Annotated in this window: 18 protein-coding genes and 1 pseudogene; 8 read left to right on the forward strand and 11 right to left on the reverse strand. The window is 63.0% G+C overall.

Features of this window, described 5'->3' with window-relative positions:
- The 5 genes from ACZ1JX_RS11045 to ACZ1JX_RS11065 are packed head-to-tail and all read left to right on the forward strand — an operon-like array spanning position 1 to position 3,646.
- Entirely contained in the window at positions 1-1,062 is a 1,062-nt protein-coding gene (locus ACZ1JX_RS11045; protein WP_465123606.1) for an AI-2E family transporter, read from the forward strand.
- A 13-nt stretch (positions 1,063-1,075) separates the two neighbouring features.
- Positions 1,076-2,212 carry a DUF3089 domain-containing protein gene (locus ACZ1JX_RS11050; protein WP_465123607.1) on the forward strand — a complete coding sequence of 379 codons (1,137 nt, stop codon included), beginning with the start codon at positions 1,076-1,078 and terminating at the stop codon, positions 2,210-2,212.
- 20 nt (positions 2,213-2,232) lie between these two features.
- Positions 2,233-2,676: a Holliday junction resolvase RuvX gene (gene ruvX, locus ACZ1JX_RS11055; RefSeq protein ID WP_465123608.1), complete on the forward strand. Its 444-nt coding sequence runs from the start codon at positions 2,233-2,235 to the stop codon at positions 2,674-2,676.
- A 53-nt stretch (positions 2,677-2,729) separates the two neighbouring features.
- The gene (locus ACZ1JX_RS11060; RefSeq protein WP_465123609.1) at positions 2,730-3,233 is read left to right on the forward strand and encodes a PaaI family thioesterase; all 504 of its coding nucleotides are present in this window, start codon (positions 2,730-2,732) and stop codon (positions 3,231-3,233) included.
- Positions 3,234-3,247: 14 nt separating this feature from the next.
- The gene (locus ACZ1JX_RS11065) at positions 3,248-3,646 is read left to right on the forward strand and encodes a PaaI family thioesterase (RefSeq protein ID WP_465126399.1); all 399 of its coding nucleotides are present in this window, start codon (positions 3,248-3,250) and stop codon (positions 3,644-3,646) included.
- Positions 3,647-3,651: 5 nt separating this feature from the next.
- Here ACZ1JX_RS11065 and ACZ1JX_RS11070 read toward each other — a convergent pair whose 3' ends face one another.
- From ACZ1JX_RS11070 to ACZ1JX_RS11085, 4 genes are read right to left on the reverse strand one after another with little or no spacing between them, the layout of a single operon-like run.
- Positions 3,652-3,984: a DUF2794 domain-containing protein gene (locus ACZ1JX_RS11070; RefSeq protein WP_465123610.1), complete on the reverse strand. Its 333-nt coding sequence runs from the start codon at positions 3,982-3,984 to the stop codon at positions 3,652-3,654.
- Between the two features lie 35 nt (positions 3,985-4,019).
- Positions 4,020-4,736 (reverse strand): serine O-acetyltransferase EpsC, encoded by a 717-nt coding sequence (gene epsC / locus ACZ1JX_RS11075; RefSeq protein ID WP_465123611.1) that lies wholly within the window; start codon positions 4,734-4,736, stop codon positions 4,020-4,022.
- Positions 4,737-4,762: 26 nt separating this feature from the next.
- Complete coding sequence (locus ACZ1JX_RS11080) at positions 4,763-5,377, reverse strand: HdaA/DnaA family protein (protein WP_465123612.1); 615 nt, start codon at positions 5,375-5,377, stop codon at positions 4,763-4,765.
- 32 nt (positions 5,378-5,409) lie between these two features.
- Positions 5,410-6,633, reverse strand: coding sequence for a heavy-metal-associated domain-containing protein (locus tag ACZ1JX_RS11085; protein ID WP_465123613.1), 1,224 nt, complete (start codon positions 6,631-6,633; stop codon positions 5,410-5,412).
- A 160-nt stretch (positions 6,634-6,793) separates the two neighbouring features.
- Here ACZ1JX_RS11085 and purM point away from each other — a divergent pair, with 160 nt between their 5' ends.
- Genes purM through ACZ1JX_RS11100 form a run of 3 tightly spaced genes read left to right on the forward strand, consistent with a single transcriptional unit; the run spans position 6,794 to position 9,984 of the window.
- On the forward strand, positions 6,794-7,900 hold the full coding sequence (gene purM, locus ACZ1JX_RS11090) for a phosphoribosylformylglycinamidine cyclo-ligase (protein WP_465123614.1): 1,107 nt from the start codon (positions 6,794-6,796) through the stop codon (positions 7,898-7,900).
- On the forward strand, positions 7,893-8,834 hold the full coding sequence (purN, locus tag ACZ1JX_RS11095) for a phosphoribosylglycinamide formyltransferase (RefSeq protein ID WP_465123615.1): 942 nt from the start codon (positions 7,893-7,895) through the stop codon (positions 8,832-8,834). Before purM ends, purN begins: the two co-directional genes overlap by 8 nt.
- Positions 8,835-8,841: 7 nt before the next feature.
- Positions 8,842-9,984, forward strand: coding sequence for an MFS transporter (locus tag ACZ1JX_RS11100; RefSeq protein WP_465123616.1), 1,143 nt, complete (start codon positions 8,842-8,844; stop codon positions 9,982-9,984).
- Here ACZ1JX_RS11100 and ACZ1JX_RS11105 read toward each other — a convergent pair.
- The 7 genes and pseudogenes from ACZ1JX_RS11105 to ACZ1JX_RS11135 all read right to left on the reverse strand — a co-directional run bounded on the left by ACZ1JX_RS11105 (position 9,981) and on the right by ACZ1JX_RS11135 (position 15,398).
- On the reverse strand, positions 9,981-10,226 hold the full coding sequence (locus ACZ1JX_RS11105; RefSeq protein ID WP_465123617.1) for a hypothetical protein: 246 nt from the start codon (positions 10,224-10,226) through the stop codon (positions 9,981-9,983). The two genes, ACZ1JX_RS11100 and ACZ1JX_RS11105, sit on opposite strands and share 4 nt — an antisense overlap.
- Before the next feature lie 84 nt (positions 10,227-10,310).
- Positions 10,311-11,720, reverse strand: a complete 1,410-nt coding sequence (locus ACZ1JX_RS11110) for a TonB-dependent receptor (protein WP_465126400.1) — start codon at positions 11,718-11,720, stop codon at positions 10,311-10,313.
- Between the two features lie 423 nt (positions 11,721-12,143).
- Positions 12,144-12,704: pseudogene (locus ACZ1JX_RS11115) on the reverse strand (TonB-dependent receptor plug domain-containing protein); the annotation flags it as partial.
- A 144-nt stretch (positions 12,705-12,848) separates the two neighbouring features.
- Positions 12,849-13,271: a nucleoside-diphosphate kinase gene (gene ndk, locus ACZ1JX_RS11120; RefSeq protein ID WP_465123618.1), complete on the reverse strand. Its 423-nt coding sequence runs from the start codon at positions 13,269-13,271 to the stop codon at positions 12,849-12,851.
- Positions 13,272-13,350: 79 nt separating this feature from the next.
- Positions 13,351-13,782 (reverse strand): DNA polymerase III subunit chi, encoded by a 432-nt coding sequence (locus ACZ1JX_RS11125; protein ID WP_465123619.1) that lies wholly within the window; start codon positions 13,780-13,782, stop codon positions 13,351-13,353.
- A complete protein-coding gene (locus tag ACZ1JX_RS11130; protein ID WP_465123620.1) occupies positions 13,782-13,934 on the reverse strand; it encodes a DUF2256 domain-containing protein in 153 nt (50 codons plus the stop codon). The genes ACZ1JX_RS11125 and ACZ1JX_RS11130 overlap by 1 nt, the downstream gene beginning before the upstream one ends.
- A 6-nt stretch (positions 13,935-13,940) precedes the next feature.
- Complete coding sequence (locus ACZ1JX_RS11135; RefSeq protein ID WP_465123621.1) at positions 13,941-15,398, reverse strand: leucyl aminopeptidase; 1,458 nt, start codon at positions 15,396-15,398, stop codon at positions 13,941-13,943.
- Between the last annotated feature and the right edge of the window lie 41 nt (positions 15,399-15,439).

Consider the following 15,439-nt stretch of genomic DNA (forward strand, 5'->3'; position numbering starts at 1 on the left):
ATGGACGAGACGAGCCCGGCAACGAGTACCGGCCCGACCGACATCACTGACGATCTGGTCCGCCGCGAGGCCAAGAAAGCCACGGTCTGGCTCGGAATCGCCGGGTTGTTTGCTCTGGCAGTGATGCTCGCTCAGCCGATCATGGTGATCATCGGCGGCGTGGTCTTTGCAGCAATGATTGATGGTGGGCAGCGCTTGATTGCGCGCGCCGCACCTTGGCTGCCGCGCGGTGTGCGGATCACCCTCGTCCTTCTTGGTGCTTTCGCCTTCCTTATCTGGCTTGTCATCTTTGCCGGCGGGCAGATCGCGGAGCAGGCCGCACAGTTGCCCCAAGTGATCCAGACCCAGATCAGCAATCTCACGCTTTGGGCGCAAGGCCACGGCATTTCCATGCAAAGCTTCGATCTGCAAGGCATTGCCAGTCAGGTGCTGGGCAGCGTCGGGCAGGTGACGCGGGCATTGGGGGGTATCTTTGGCGGCTTCACCACAGCTTTCCTGATCTTCATCCTCTCGATCTACTTCGTGCTGGAGCCGGACTTGTACCGGCGCGGCGTTGCCTGGCTGCTGCCGGAAGACAGCCGCGAGCAATGGGAAGGCACCGCACTGCGCATGGGCAAGTCGCTGCGCATGCTGCTGTTCGGACGACTCATTGGCATGGCTGTCGAAGGCGTGGCCACCTGGGCACTGCTTGCGTGGTGGGGCGTGCCGATGGCGGCACTGCTGGGCCTGCTGACCGGGCTGCTGGCGTTCCTGCCCAACATCGGCGCACCGATCTCGGGTGCGCTGATGATCATGGTCGGCTTCTCTGGCGGGACGGAGATGGGTCTGTTCTGCATCGCGGTCTACGTGATCGTGCAGACGGTCGATGGAAACATCATCGTGCCGATGGTGGCCAAGCGTACTGCCGATCTTGCACCTGCGCTGGTCTTGGGAGCACAGCTCATGTTCGGGTTGCTGTTCGGCATCCTCGGCCTGATGCTTGCCGACCCGATCGTTGCCATGCTCAAGATCGCACTTGAGCGGCAGGCAGAGCGCAACGACGCAAAGCGCAATCCAGCCTGAAAGTCCGCTACTGATGGCCCGCAAGTTCCTCTATCTTATCGCTTTGCTTGCCGTGATGGTCATTGCAGCGCTATTCGTGCTGCGCATCTGGCAGAACGAACTCAGCCGCTTCGCGTTCGTACCGCGCGTGGCTTACGCCCGACTCGATCCGCTGCCCGCAGATGCCTATGCCGGCAACCGGATGTGGCTTGCCCGCCCTGGTCTGGGTGCCAACGATCCTGCACAGTGGCTCCCCGAAGGAGTGAAGAAGAGCGTCGGTCCGGGCAAATCTGCCGCAGTGTTCTTCATTCATCCGACCAGCTATCTCGCGCGCGAACGCTGGAACGGCCCGCTCGACGATAACGATACGAATCGCCGCGCGACCTATTTCGTCCAAGGAATGGCCTCTGCCTTCAATGAGCAGGCGCAGGTATGGGCACCGCGCTATCGGCAGGCCGCCTTCGGTGCATTTCTCACCGACAAGGCCGAGGGCGAGCTGGCCTTGGATACAGCCTACCTCGATGTCCGGCAGGCCTTTGACGCCTTTCTGGCAGCAACGCCGTCTGATGTTCCGATCGTGCTGGCGGGGCACAGTCAGGGCGCACTTCACCTGATGCACCTTTTGAAGGATCGTGTTGCCGGAACACCTCTGGCCGCCCGGGTCGTGGCGGCCTACCCGATCGGGTGGCCGATCTCCGTAGAGCATGACCTGCCCGCCCTTGGCCTGCCAGCTTGCAGCAGGAGCGATGCCACTGGCTGCATCATGACTTGGTCGAGCTTTGCGGAACCAGCCGACCCGCAACTTGTGCTGGAGGCGTATCGCACGCGCCCCGCGCTTGACGGAAAGGCCAAGGATGCAAGGCCCGTGCTTTGCACCAACCCGCTTACTGGGAGCATTGGCGGACAGGCGCCCGCTTCGGCCAACCTCGGCACGCTCAAACCCAGCAAGGACCTGAAGAGTGGCGAGATGATCGCCAAGGCCGTCCCTGCCCGCTGCGATGTCGGCACCGGCTTGCTGATGATCGGAGACCCGCCGGATCTCGGGCCTTTCGTCCTGCCAGGCAATAATTACCACGTCTATGACATCCCGCTGTTCTGGGCGAACCTGCGCGCAGACGTCGGACGGCGGACCGCAGCTTGGGAAAAGGCACGCGGAGAGGCCGCAAGGTGATCACCCAGTCCGCCCTTTCAATGCGCGATCTACTTCCCGAGGGTGGCGTGCTGATGGGTCTCGACACGGGCACGAAGACCATCGGCATTGCCCTGTGCGATCGGGATTGGCGATTCGCCACGGCAGGCAAGACGATCAAACGAAGCAAGTTCATGGCGGACAAGGCCAGCCTCGCCGCATTGATCGCCGAGCGCGATGTGCGCGGTCTGGTTATCGGACTACCGCTCAACATGGATGGTTCGGAGAGCCCGCGCTCGCAAGGCGCGCGGGCCATTGCGCGCAATCTTGAGGATATCGGTCTGCCCATCCTGCTCTGGGACGAACGCTGGACCACGCAGGCCGCTCAACGCGCAATGATCGAGCAGGATTTCAGCCGAGCCAAGCGGGCCGAACGAATCGATTCCCATGCTGCTGCGCTGATCCTTCAGGGAGCCATCGACGCGCTTGCGGGGAGTGCATTTTAACCAAGCGCTTAATCCACTTGTATTCCTGCTTGGCGTGCGGCAGTGAAATCCCGATGGACAGCAAGCCTGACAGCACTGGTGGCCGCCCCGCGATACCGCCGGGCCTGAATTTCGATCCGTCAAAGTTCGGCAAGTTCATGACGCGCCATGGCCATACCGGCTTCATCGGCATGCAGTACCGCACGCATGGCGAGAACTGGGTCGAACTGGCCTTACCGTGGCGAGAAGACCTTGTCGGCGATCCCGAAACCGGCGTTCTTGCGTCCGGCCCAATCATCAGCCTGCTCGACAACGCAACTTCGATGTCGGTTTGGGCACTGCGTGGCGGGTTTCGTCCTCAGGTAACTCTTGACCTGCGAGTGGACTATGTCCGGGCCGCGACGCCCGGAAAGACGATCATCGCATGGGCCGAATGCTATCAGTTGAAGAAGTCTATGGCATTCGTCCGGGGCATTGCCCACGATGGCGACATTGCCGACCCGGTAGCGCATGCAGCCGGAATCTTCATTCAGGTCGAAGCTGACGGCTGGTCTCGCGATCCGGAGAAGACGACGTGACGGATCAGGCAAGAATGCTGTCAGACCGTCTCCCGCCCTATGCGCGTTCGATGGGCATGCGGGTAGCGGGATTGCTCGACGGGGCTCCGCTTCTGGCCATGGACTTCTCCGACCGCGCGATGGGCCGTCCCGGCTATCTTCATGGCGGGGCCATTGCGGGCATGCTCGAGATTGCCGCCATCATGGCTCTGCACGCCGGACTGGGCGAGGAAGACACGATGGTCAGCATCAAGCCGGTGAACATCTCGGTCGAGTACCTGAGGGGGGGCATCACGGTCGAAACTTTCGCGCGCGGGGAAGTGATCCGTGCAGGACGGCGCATCGCCAACGTCCGCGCCGAAGCATGGCAAGCGGACCGGGCCAAGCCGCTTGCCAGTTGCTGGATGAATTTCCTGCTCAAGCCGAAAGGCTAGGGTCCCTAGTCCTCGACCACCTTCAACAGCTTGCGTTCGAGCGGGGAGAGAACGCCTGCGAGGTCGTGGCCGCGCTTGAGCACTTGGCCCGCCTCGCCGAACAGCGCCCACATGCCTTGCTTGCCGCGCAGCGAAGGGCGCTTTTCGATGCGGGCAGTAGGGCGCTCGGCCGTGCGCTTGAAGGCCGCAAAAACGGCTGCATCCTTGCCAAAGTCCATCGCATAATCACGCCAGAAGCCTGCCGCGACCATCCTCCCATAGAGATCGAGGATTTTCAGCAGTTCAAGCCTTTCGAAGCCGATCTGCTGAACGGCACGCGCAGCGGGAAAGGGCACCACGCTGCCGGGAGTTCCGGCATCCGGCCCACCCAAGCTCAGCGGCGCGTCCTCCGGCCCACGGTGGTGGGGGTCGGAGCAGGAGTTTCACCGTCCTGCGCCGCGATCAACGCAGCAACCTGTGCTTTGAGCAGGGCCAATTCGGCTTCCAGTTCGTCAACCCGCGTGCCGCCATTGGGTTCGCACGGCTCCTTGCAGGGAGTGCCGTAGGGGATGAACTCCTTGAGCCACGTCTCGGCGGGCACAAGCGTGGAGCGAGCTTTCAGACCGACCATTGTCGCGCCTTCGGGCACGTCGTCGGTCACCACGGCATTCGCGCCAACGCGTGCACGAGGGCCGACCGTGATAGGACCGAGGATCTGGGCGCCCGAGCCGATGATCGCATTGTCACAAAGCGTAGGGTGACGCTTGCCGGGAACGCCGTTCGCAGGGTTCGTGCCACCCAGCGTGACGCACTGGTAGATCGTGACATTGTCGCCGATCTCCGCAGTCTCGCCGATCACTGTGAAGCCATGGTCGATGAACAGGTGCTTCCCGATCTTGGCGCCCGGGTGAATGTCGATGGCGGTGACGAAACGGGAGAAATGGTTGACCAGACGGGCGAGGAAATAGAGCTCAGCCTCGAACAGCCAATGGGCGAGGCGATGGAAACCGACCGCCCACAGCCCCGGATACAGCAGGATTTCCCAGCGCGAACGGGGCGCAGGGTCGCGCGAGCGGATCGAGTCCAGATAGGCGATCAGGCCGTCAAACATGCCCCAATTCTCTCTCTTTCAACCGCTTAAAGCAAGCGCGGCTGGAATTCCCCTGTCCGCTCGGCAAGTGCGTCGCGAGCCAAGGATATGGTGACTGGTGATTTACGCTCAAGAGACAGCCGGTCAAGAGTTTCAATCAGCAACTCGATTTCTGCATGCGATCGTTCGACTCTTGGCAGCAGATAGCCGACCGCTTGCTCACCCAGCACAAGCCCGCGCCGTGCCGAATGTTCCATGATGAGGCCAGCGACAAGCTCGTCGTCAGGAGGGCCGATCTCGATCAGCAAAGCCGATCCCAGACGGGAGGCGAGATCGGGAAGGGCGACTGTCCACTCTCCCGGAGTCCTGTCGGTTACAAGCAACAGGGGACGCCCGTCAGCCTGAGCGCGGTTCCAGCGGTGGAAGAGTTCTTCCTCCGGAAGCGAGTCGGCACCATCCAAAGCCTCGCCCACCCCGCTTTCGGCAAACCAGCGCGCAAGCAGGCTTTTGCCCGAACGCGGCGGCCCTGCGAGAATCGCCGTTTGAAAGGGCCAGCGATCGGCGGCGTTCAACGCATCTACCACGGGCGCGAGGCTGCGGCCCATGACCACGGTCTCGGCTCCGCGCGCTGTCACCAGCGGAAGGGCGATCTGCGACGACATTTCCCGCTTATACGCTCGAATTGCCGTTTTGGTTACTTGCGGATCGAAAGGGCGCCAGCCCCCACGGTTACTCGCCAGCCCTGCGCGCGCAGGGCGGCAGCTAGAGCATCGATATCGCCTGCGTAGGTCACCCGCATCACCGATGTGCCACCGATGGCAATCGAAGAGGAAACCGCGCTTTTCACGCCGGCGACGCCGCGTACAGCGGCCATCCCAGCATCGACAGCAGCGCCATCGGACGTCGCGAACTGGATCGTCACAGTCGTCGTCGCTGCCGTGCTTGCGCTGGTAGTGGGTGTCGCCACTGGTGCTGCGTCGGGACCGGCCGCCTGCGTCGAAGCGACGACCGGACCTGCCGTGGCGAGAGTCTGCTCGATCAGCCTGGGGTCGATCTCCGCAGCCATGTTCAGCGTCGGATCGGGCTTCAGCGTGCCTGCAATCAGCGCCTGCGTGTAAATCCCGTCGAGTCGGCCAATCGCCTGTTCGAGCATCGTGGGGACATCAGCCTCGCTCTTTGCGGTGAGAGTAAAGCTGCCGAGAAAACGATTGTCCGGGCCATAGCGCGCCGTGAACGTGCCGTTCACCGGGCCACCGGGGAACTGCCGCTCCAGCCGCGCGATCGGTATGATCACGTCGGACGCACCAAATTCGTCAAGAATCAGGCGCCACCAGTTGCGACTGCGCCGATCCAGCTGGCCCGCCGTCAGCAACAGCGAATCGGAGCCCGCGCCGGCCGGACGAACATAGTCGATTGCACTGCTGCCGGTACGATACTCGGCCCAGGCCTTCTGCCAGGGCGTGCGCGTCTCGAATACGGTGGCAACCCCGCCCTGATAGAGCACGGGAATGACCAGCAGCGGTGCCGAGCGCGCCTTCACGCCCGTCATACCGAGCCGCTCGCCGGTCCGCGCACGGTCGAAGATCACCCCAAGCGTGGCGATGTACCGACGCGGGCCGATCTGCTCGCGCTCCACCACGACGGCAGAAACCATCGATTCGATGGTCGAATCATCAAGCCCAGGTGCCGCGCCGCCGCTGCCATTGGTCTCCCACAACTTGGCCCAGGCCTTGCGCTGCGCCTCGCGCCAGCCCTTGTTGCGGGCATCCTCTGCGTTGTCGCCGCTGACGTTTACCGCGATTCCGCGAACCTCGTAATCGCCGTTGCTGGCAATCGGCGGAATGCCGCGATCACCTTCGATCTGCGCCAAAAGCGCAGCACCACCGGCACCCGCGAGGAGGGCAAGAGCGAGGCCCATGGCCCTGCGGTTCTTCGCTTTTTCGAAAGGCAGGCGCAGGGCGACCAAGGGAACTCCAATTGCAATGAGGCCGCACATTCGGGGACAAACCGGCCTTGCCCTCGGCTTTTGCCCAAAGGCAAGTGGAAATCCAAGCGAGAAAGCGCTAGGCGCGCGCTCCATGAGCGACGACCAGAACAAGCCCGAGAGCTACAGCTACGCCAAGGCCGGCGTGAACATTGCCGCTGGCAACGCGCTGGTGAAGGCCATCGGCCCGCTGGCCAAGGCCACCGCACGCCCCGGCGCCGATGCCGAACTGGGCGGTTTCGGCGGCTTCTTCGACCTCAAGGCCGCGGGCTACAAGGACCCGCTGCTGGTCGCGGGCAACGATGGCGTAGGCACCAAGGTCAAGCTCGCCATCGACCATGACCGCCACGACCAGATCGGCATCGACCTCGTTGCGATGTGCGTGAACGACCTGATCGTGCAGGGCGCCGAGCCGCTGTTCTTTCTCGACTACTTCGCCACCGGTCGCCTCGACAATGGCGTGGCCGAGCGCGTCGTGGCCGGCATCGCCGAAGGCTGCAAGATCGCCGGGTGCGCGCTGATCGGCGGCGAAACCGCAGAAATGCCGGGCATGTACACCGATGGCGACTACGACCTCGCAGGCTTCTGCGTCGGTGCGGTCGAACGCGGAGAGCAGTTGACCGGTGACCGCGTGGCAGCTGGCAACGTGTTGCTTGGGCTCGCGTCCTCGGGCGTTCATTCCAACGGTTACTCGCTGGTCCGCCGTCTCGCCGCAGACAAGGGCTGGAAGCTCGACCGCCCCGCCCTGTTCGACAACGAGCGCCTGCTGATCGACTATCTGATCGAGCCGACCCGCATCTACGTGAAGAGCCTACTGCCGTTCATCCGCTCAGGCAGAATCAACGCGCTGGCCCACATCACCGGTGGTGGCCTGCTCGAAAACGTGCCCCGCGTTCTGCCCAAAGGCCTGCACGCCCGCATCGATGCCGACAGCTGGGAGCAGAGCCGCCTGATGGCCTTCCTTCAGGCGCAGGGGAACATCGAGCCCGAGGAAATGGCGCGGACCTTCAACTGCGGGATCGGCATGATCCTCGCCGTAGGACCCGAGCAAGCCGAATCGCTCAGCGCAGACCTCACTGCGGCCGGAGAGACGGTCTATCGCGTCGGCGAGATCGTTGCGGGCGAGAAGGGCTGCACGGTCACCGGCAGCGTCGAGACCTGGTCGGCGCGCGAAGCGTGGGAAGCGACGCATCTTGGCTGATCGCGTTCCCGTCGCCGTCTTCATATCGGGCAGCGGCACCAACATGGCCGCGCTGCTCTATGCCAGTCGTGCGGCGGATTGCCCTTACGAAATCGTTCTGGTGCTTTCGAACAACCCGGAAGCCTCGGGCCTCAAGCTGGCCGAGGCCGAAGGTGTGGCGACGTTCTGCCTGCCTCACAAGGGCATCCCGCGGCCTGAACATGACGCACTCATGGAAGCCGAAGTGCTCAAGGCGGGAGCCCGCTACATCGCGCTGGCGGGTTACATGCGCATTCTCAGCCCCGAGTTCGTCGGGCGCTGGGAGGGACGGATGCTCAACATCCACCCATCGCTGCTGCCCAAGTACAAGGGCCTGCACACCCACGACCGCGCAATCGAGGCGGGTGACAGCCACGGCGGATGCACGGTCCATCTTGTTACGGCGGAACTCGACGATGGCCCGATCCTTGGCCAGACGCCGGTGGCGATTATTCCCGGAGATACCGGCGACAGTCTCGCCGCCCGTGTCCTGTTTGCCGAGCACCAGCTCTATTCGCGCACGCTCGCCGCTTACGTCGCGCGTGAGCGCAGCGCGGACTGGCTCCTGGAGAAGGTTCGCGCTCTGACCGCAGCACTTCCCGAGGTCGAGGAACGCGAAAGCCATGGCGCTCCCGGATGGCGTGTCGGTGGCAAGTATTTCGCCTACTTCAACGACCAGCATCATGGCACGCCGCATGTCGCCCTATTGGTCAAGACCAGCGGACAGGACGAACTGGCCGCGCTGATCGAACAGGACGAGGACACCTGGTTCCGCCCTGCCTACTATGGCGCGAGTGGTTGGGCAGGATTGATTCTCAACCGCCCGGACGTGGACTGGGATCACGCTGCCGATTGGCTGCGCCGAAGCTGGGCCGCAGTCGCTCCGCGTCGCCTTGCCGCAATGATGGAATTCTGAGGGCAAAATGGCGCTCACCACGATCCAGCGAATCTACGCACACGCAGGACTGCAATCGTTTGTAGAGGCAAGCGGTGGCCTGTTCGTGGTGGGCTTCCTGATAAAGCAAGGGCTCAGCCCCTCGCTGGCGCTAGCAAGCTTCGCGCTGGTCCTGCTCTCGCGCTTCGCCTTGCGAGCGGCGGTCCTGCCGGTGGCCTATGCCTATGGCTTGCGGACGGTGCTGCTGCTCGGCGTCGGGATTCGCGCAGTGTCTTTCCTGATGCTGCCGCTCGTCTCCGGGCTTGGCCCGATGCTTGTGGCGTATATCGTGGTCTCCGGCCTCGGCAGCGTACTCTACTGGACCGGTTACCACGCCTATGTGTCTGCCGCGGGCGACAACGAGGCGATGGGCAAGCAGGTGTCGATCCAGCAGGCGACGACTGCAGCCGTGGGGATCGTGGCTCCAGTAGCCGGAGGATACCTGCTCTCATGGGCGGGGCCGGTTGCGGGTTTCGCCGTGATTGCCGCGATCCAGCTTCTCGCCGGCCTTCCCCTTTTCGGGGCGGCCAATCCGGAAATTCCCCGTGAGAGCCGGGCCGATCCGACCATCGTCCGCAACGGTCGGCGCATCTACTTTGCCGAGGGCCTGCAGGCAGGTTGCTCGGTGGTGGTATGGAATCTCGCGCTTTTCGTGACGCTTGGCCAGAGCTTCGAGAGCTTCGGCGGAGCGATGGCGTTGGCGGGCATAGGAGCGGCGGCAGGAAGCCTGCTGATCGGGCGCCTGATCGACCGCGGACGCGGTACGCATTCGCTTGCGCTTGCCTATGGGTTCGGCGCGGCCGTGCTCCTGATCAAAGCAATGGCCTGGTCGTCTCCCCTTCCCGCGCTCATAGCCACCGCGCTCGGCGCGCTCGCAATGCCGATGTTGGCAACGGCAATGCTCTCGCCCCTCTATGCCATGGCCCAGCGCTCCCAATGCACACTGCGTTTCAACATGGCGACCGAAGGCGGCTGGGATCTGGGCTGTTCCACGGCCGCTATCGCGGCTGCCCTGATTCTCGCAGGCGGATTTGGCTACAGCCTGCCCATCCTGCTCGGCCTGCTTGGCATCGCCACGATCGCCTGGGGCCTGACCCGGTGGTATCGCGGCGAGAGTGGCATTACCGCCTAGATCTCGCTCGCCGACACCTGTGGGCGGCTTTCCCGGGTGCCACGATAGCGTACCGAGGGATCGTTGACGTCGCCGGCGATTACAACATGGTCGTTGTGCACCTCGAGCAACTCACCCGCGAATGGCATGTCCTCGAACATCGGGTTCCCGACAATGCGGTAGCTGACAGTTTCGCCGACCTTGAACGTCGCGGCGTCAAAATTGAACGCAAAGGGGCAATCGCCCCCACCCATTCCCTGCATGCGAATCTCCCTTGGCAAACCGCGTAACAAAAAGGGCCGCCGGAGTGAACCGACGGCCCGATGAGGTTACCCTTTCGGGGTGGATCAGAATTCGTAGCCCAAGGTGACGCCGTAGGTGCGCGGCGGCATCAGCGTGCCACCGATGGTGCGGCTCGTGGCCACCGCATAGCTGCCCGCCCAGACCAGTTCATTGGTCAGGTTGCGCACCCACAGGTTGACCGAAGTCCGGTCGTCCGAGTGGCGGTACTTCACGTTGGCATCGACCATCACATAAGCGTCAGCGGCCATGCGATCGTCGTTGAACTCAGTGTGGTACTGCTTCGAACGATACGAGACGTTCGTGCCGAACACCACGCTTGCACCGCTCGAAAGATCGGCAGTGTAGGTCGGGTTGAAGTTCAGCGTCCACTTCGGGCTCATGCGGGTGGCATTGCCTGAGAGATCCTCGTCAGGCAGCGCCGCGCCGCCGGGACCGAAGAGGGCCGCATTCAGCGGGTTCTTGGAGAAGAACTTGGTGAACTTCGAGTTGAGGTAGGCTGCAGACGCATCGATGGCGAGGCCATCGATCGGGCGCCAGCGCAGTTCGAACTCAGCACCATAGGCCCGCGATTCTGCCGCGTTCTCAAGCGCGCTGGCAAAGAACGGTGGGTTCGGGATCGGGAAGGTCCGCTGGAACTGGCCGTTCTTGAGCTTCTGGTAGAACACTGCAAGGTTGGTCTGCAGCGTGCCTGCGCTGTACTTGATGCCGCCTTCGAAGGCCTCGACCTTCTCGGGGTTCACAAACGGCGTAGTAGCCACTGCCGAACGGCGCGAACCGATCTCGGCCGTGCCCGACTTGAAGCCCCGCGACCAGTTGAAATAGGCCATCACGTCGGCGTTCGGGCGGAACTCGACACCGAGCGACGGCGAGAAGTCGTCCCAGGTCTTGGACGTGTTCCACTGCAGAGGATCGAGCACGAAGCCAGTTGCGGCCGTGCCGATGCCGCTGTTGTTCTGGATCTTGCGCTTTTCCCAAGAGTAGCGGCCTCCGGCCTTGAGCGAGAACTGTTCGGTCAGGTCGTAGGTGACGTTACCGAACACGGCCCAAGTCTCAACGTCGAGCTTGCCGTCAAACTGCACGCGATAGGGATCGGTGTTGGTCAGCACGTCGAAGCCGATGTGGTTTTCGACGCGGATGTGGTCCTTCAGGTAGAATCCGGCAAAGACCGCATGCAGCTTGTCGGTATCGATGTTGGCCTGAAGTTCCTGGCTGAACTGGTTTTCGAAGACCGGCTGCCAGTGGTTCGCGCTGGTGCGCACGGCGTTGGTTTGCGCCAGCGGATAGCCAGCGTAGGACGACATGTCGAAGTCGTGGAAGAAGATCGCGCGGAAATTGCGATAGCTCGTCAGCGACTTGAGCGAGACCGTATCAGACGCCGCATAATCGAGGATACCGGTGAAGGCGTACTGCTTGCGATCGTTGATCGGGTCATAGTTGGTGTTCAGATTGCGCACGTTCTTCGCGAAAGAAGCAGCGCTGCCGTCTGCATTGGTGCGCTGGCCCAGCGCCGTGAGGCTGGCCACCTGCGTGCCGGGGAACGAAACCTCGCGGAACTTCACGGCCAACGAACGGTCGTTCTCGGTGTGGAGTTCGCCGGTCAGCAGGATCGAGAGCTTGTCGCTCGGCAGGAACTGCAGGTGACCGCGCACCGACCACTGGTTGGCGTTGTCGATCTGATTGCCGGTGAACTCGTTGATGCCGAAGCCATCGCGCTTGATGCGTTGCACGGCGAGGCGAGCGCGAACGCCCTCGGTAATCGGTCCTCCGATGGCGGCATCGGTCTGAACCAGGAACGCATCGCCGCCGAGGGTCTGGCGGACGTATCCGTCGAGCTTGTCGGTTGGCTTGGCGGTGATGAGGTTGACTGCGCCGCCGGTGGCGTTGCGGCCATAGAGCGTGCCCTGCGGCCCGCGCAGCACTTCGACGCGCTCAAGATCGAACATTGAACCGAGCTGCGCCTGCGCAAGGCTCACGACGACGCCATCAACGTGCAGCGCGACCGAGGGATCGACGCCCGGCAGCGAGCTCGACAGGCCGATGCCGCGGATGAACAGCTTGGCGAAGTTGAAGTCATTGCCGAAGCTGATCGACGGAACCAGCGCCTGCAGGCCTTCGAGGTTGACAGTGTTGTTGGCAGCAAGCTGCTCGGTGCCGACGGCTGCAACTGATAGCGAGACGTCCGACAGCGACTGCGCACGCTTCTGCGCGGTCACGATGATTTCGCCGCCATTATCGTCAGAGACAGCTTCCTGCGCAGCATCCTGTGCAAGGACCGGCTGGGAAAGTGCAAAAGCTGCGGCAGCGAACATGCTCGTACGCGCCAGAAGGCGCGCGGAAGCGCGTTGGAAAAACATCAGGTATCCTCCCTGAATGAGCCCGAAGGCCCGCCTGTTCTCGTTTCGGAACAGGTACTTTCCTAACACTTGTAAGCAGAACATACAAAGTTTGTTATCGACGATAACAGAGCTTTTGCAATGATGCGTTGCATCCCTGCAACATTGTGCAAAGGTGCATCTACCCAAACGCAAAAGGGCCGGGACATCGCTGCCCCGGCCCTTTTCATGTGCAGTGACTTGCGCCGATCAGCCGACGATTTCTTCCGGCTTGAAGAAGTAGGCGATCTCAATCGCCGCGTTCTCGTCCGAATCCGAACCGTGAACGGTGTTGGCTTCGATCGATTCAGCCAGTTCCTTGCGGATCGTGCCGGGTTCGGCATTGGCAGGGTTGGTTGCGCCCATGATATCGCGGTTGCGCTGCATGGCGTTCTCGCCCTCGAGCACCTGCACGACGACCGGACCCGAGATCATGAACTCGACGAGGTCGTTGAAGAAGGGGCGCTCGCGGTGAACGGCGTAGAAGCCCTCGGCCTGCTCGCGGGTCATGTGGATGCGCTTGGAAGCAACGACGCGTAGACCGGCTTCTTCAAGCATCTTGGTGACCGCACCAGTCAGGTTGCGGCGCGTGGCGTCGGGCTTGATGATCGAAAAGGTGCGGGTAACCGCCATGGGATGTTCCTTGCGATGTATAGAATTTCGTTGGCCGCGCCCCTAGCGATGTTTGCGACGAGGCGCAAGGATAGTGGCCTCAGGGCCCTTCCTTCCATTTTCCGCCATCCTGCCGCCAGTAGCGCCGCTCGACGCCTTCGCGCGTACCGAGCATGCGCCAGCAACCGCGAGCGTCATTGATGCGGGCGGGCGGGAAGAGCAGGAACACCCGTTCGAACTCGCCCTCGCGCCAGACCCCATCCGCCAGCGCCATGAACTTCGCACCATTCACAGGCTCGGGAGCATCCGACAGAAGAATTGGCTGGCGTTCCTCATGGCCGCCCCCGGCACGCCCGTTAGCAAGGAACGTCTCGGGCAATCGTGTCCACAGCGCCTCGCCAACGCGGTGAAGCTGCGCCTCGTCTTCCGACACGACCAACAGTCGTTCACCGGCTGCAAGCGTGTTGCGCGCGATCAGCGGCAGGACCTGTTCGGCAGGATCATTGGTAAGCTGATAGAAATCGACGCGCATCAACCTGCCTTACCCTTTCCGCTGCGGCACCTGTCGGAACAGAACTTCACGTTGTCCCAATCCCGCTCCCACTTCTTGCGCCACGTGAACGGCAGGCCGCAACCGGCGCAAGTCTTGCTAGGCAGATCAGACTTGCGCCGCATTCTCGGCATGGAAAATCAGGCCTCCAGCACGTCGCGGACGTAGCGGTCGAGCAGACGCACGCCATAACCGGTCGCACCCTTATCCCAGGTCTGGCCGGGCTTGTCGGCCCAGACCATCCCGGCAATGTCGAGGTGCGCCCATGCGACGCCCTTGTCGATATAGCGGTGGAGGAACTGCGCGGCGGTGATCGATCCGCCATAGCGGGGACCGACGTTTTTCATGTCGGCAATCGGGCTGTCGATCAGCTTGTCGTAAGCCGCGCCGATAGGGAAGCGCCAGAGCTTGTCGCCGCTGTCCTTGCCCGCTGCATCGAGCTTGGCCGCCAATGCATCGTCGTTGCTGAACATGCCGCCATACTCGTGACCGAGCGAGATGATGATCGCGCCGGTCAGCGTGGCAAGGTCGATCACGGTCTTGGGGCTGTATTCCTTTTGCACCCATGTCAGCGCGTCACACAGCACCAGACGCCCTTCAGCATCGGTGTTGATCACTTCGACCGTCTGGCCGGACATAGAGGTGACCACGTCGCCGGGGCGCTGGGCATTGCCATCGGGCATGTTCTCGACCAGACCGCAGACGCCGATCACGTCCGCCTTGGCCTTGCGCCGGGCGAGCGCGAGCATCGTGCCCGCAACCGCAGCGGCACCGCCCATGTCCCACTTCATGTCTTCCATGCCCGCCGCAGGCTTGATCGAAATACCGCCGGTATCGAAAGTCACGCCCTTGCCGACAAACGCGGTGGGCTGCGCAGCTTCGGCACCCTTCCAGCGCATCGCGAGCAGCCTAGGCTCGCGCACCGAACCTTGGGCGACGCCCAGCAGAGCGCCCATGCCCAGCGCCTTCATCTCGGCAAGGCCGAGGACGACGATCTCGACACCGGTGCCTTCAAGGCGGGCCTTGGCGCGTTCGACGAAGCTTTCGGGGTAGATAATGTTGGCCGGTTCGGCGACGAGTTCACGGGTAAACTCGACACCTTCGGCCAGAGCGGCCTCGATTTCCCAAGACGCAGCCGTGCCTTCAGGTGCGCCAACTGCCACGATCTCTGCCAACGAAGGCTTCTGCTCTGCGGCAAGCTTGGTGCGATAGACATCGTGCCGCCAGCCGCGCAGGCGCGCGCCGAACAGCACCGAGGCAGCCTCCGCCCCGGTTAGGCCCGTGTTGGTAAAGTCGATGGCCAGCGCCGCTTCGCCCGACGTCAGATACTTGGCGGTAAGCGCAGCCCCTGCCTTCTCGAGGTTGGCGCTGCGCTCTGCCGCGTCAGCCTTGCCCAGCCCTGCAAGGGCAAGGCGCTTCACACCACCATCGCCAGCCAGGAAGGCTTCGAACACCTGCCCCGCTTTCCCGCTGAACCGCGCAGCCACAGCACCTTCGCGCACCACGGCATCGAGATCGGCAGGAAGCGCATCCTGCGTCACCAGCCGGGCGACGAGACGGGGGAGCGGGGCATCGCTGGTGCGGAACACGACCTTCATGGGAACTCCTGTCGGAAAGGCGTCACGCTTTGACGCGTATC

Source organism: Novosphingobium sp. BL-A-41-Hi4A-0G (assembly GCF_055521735.1).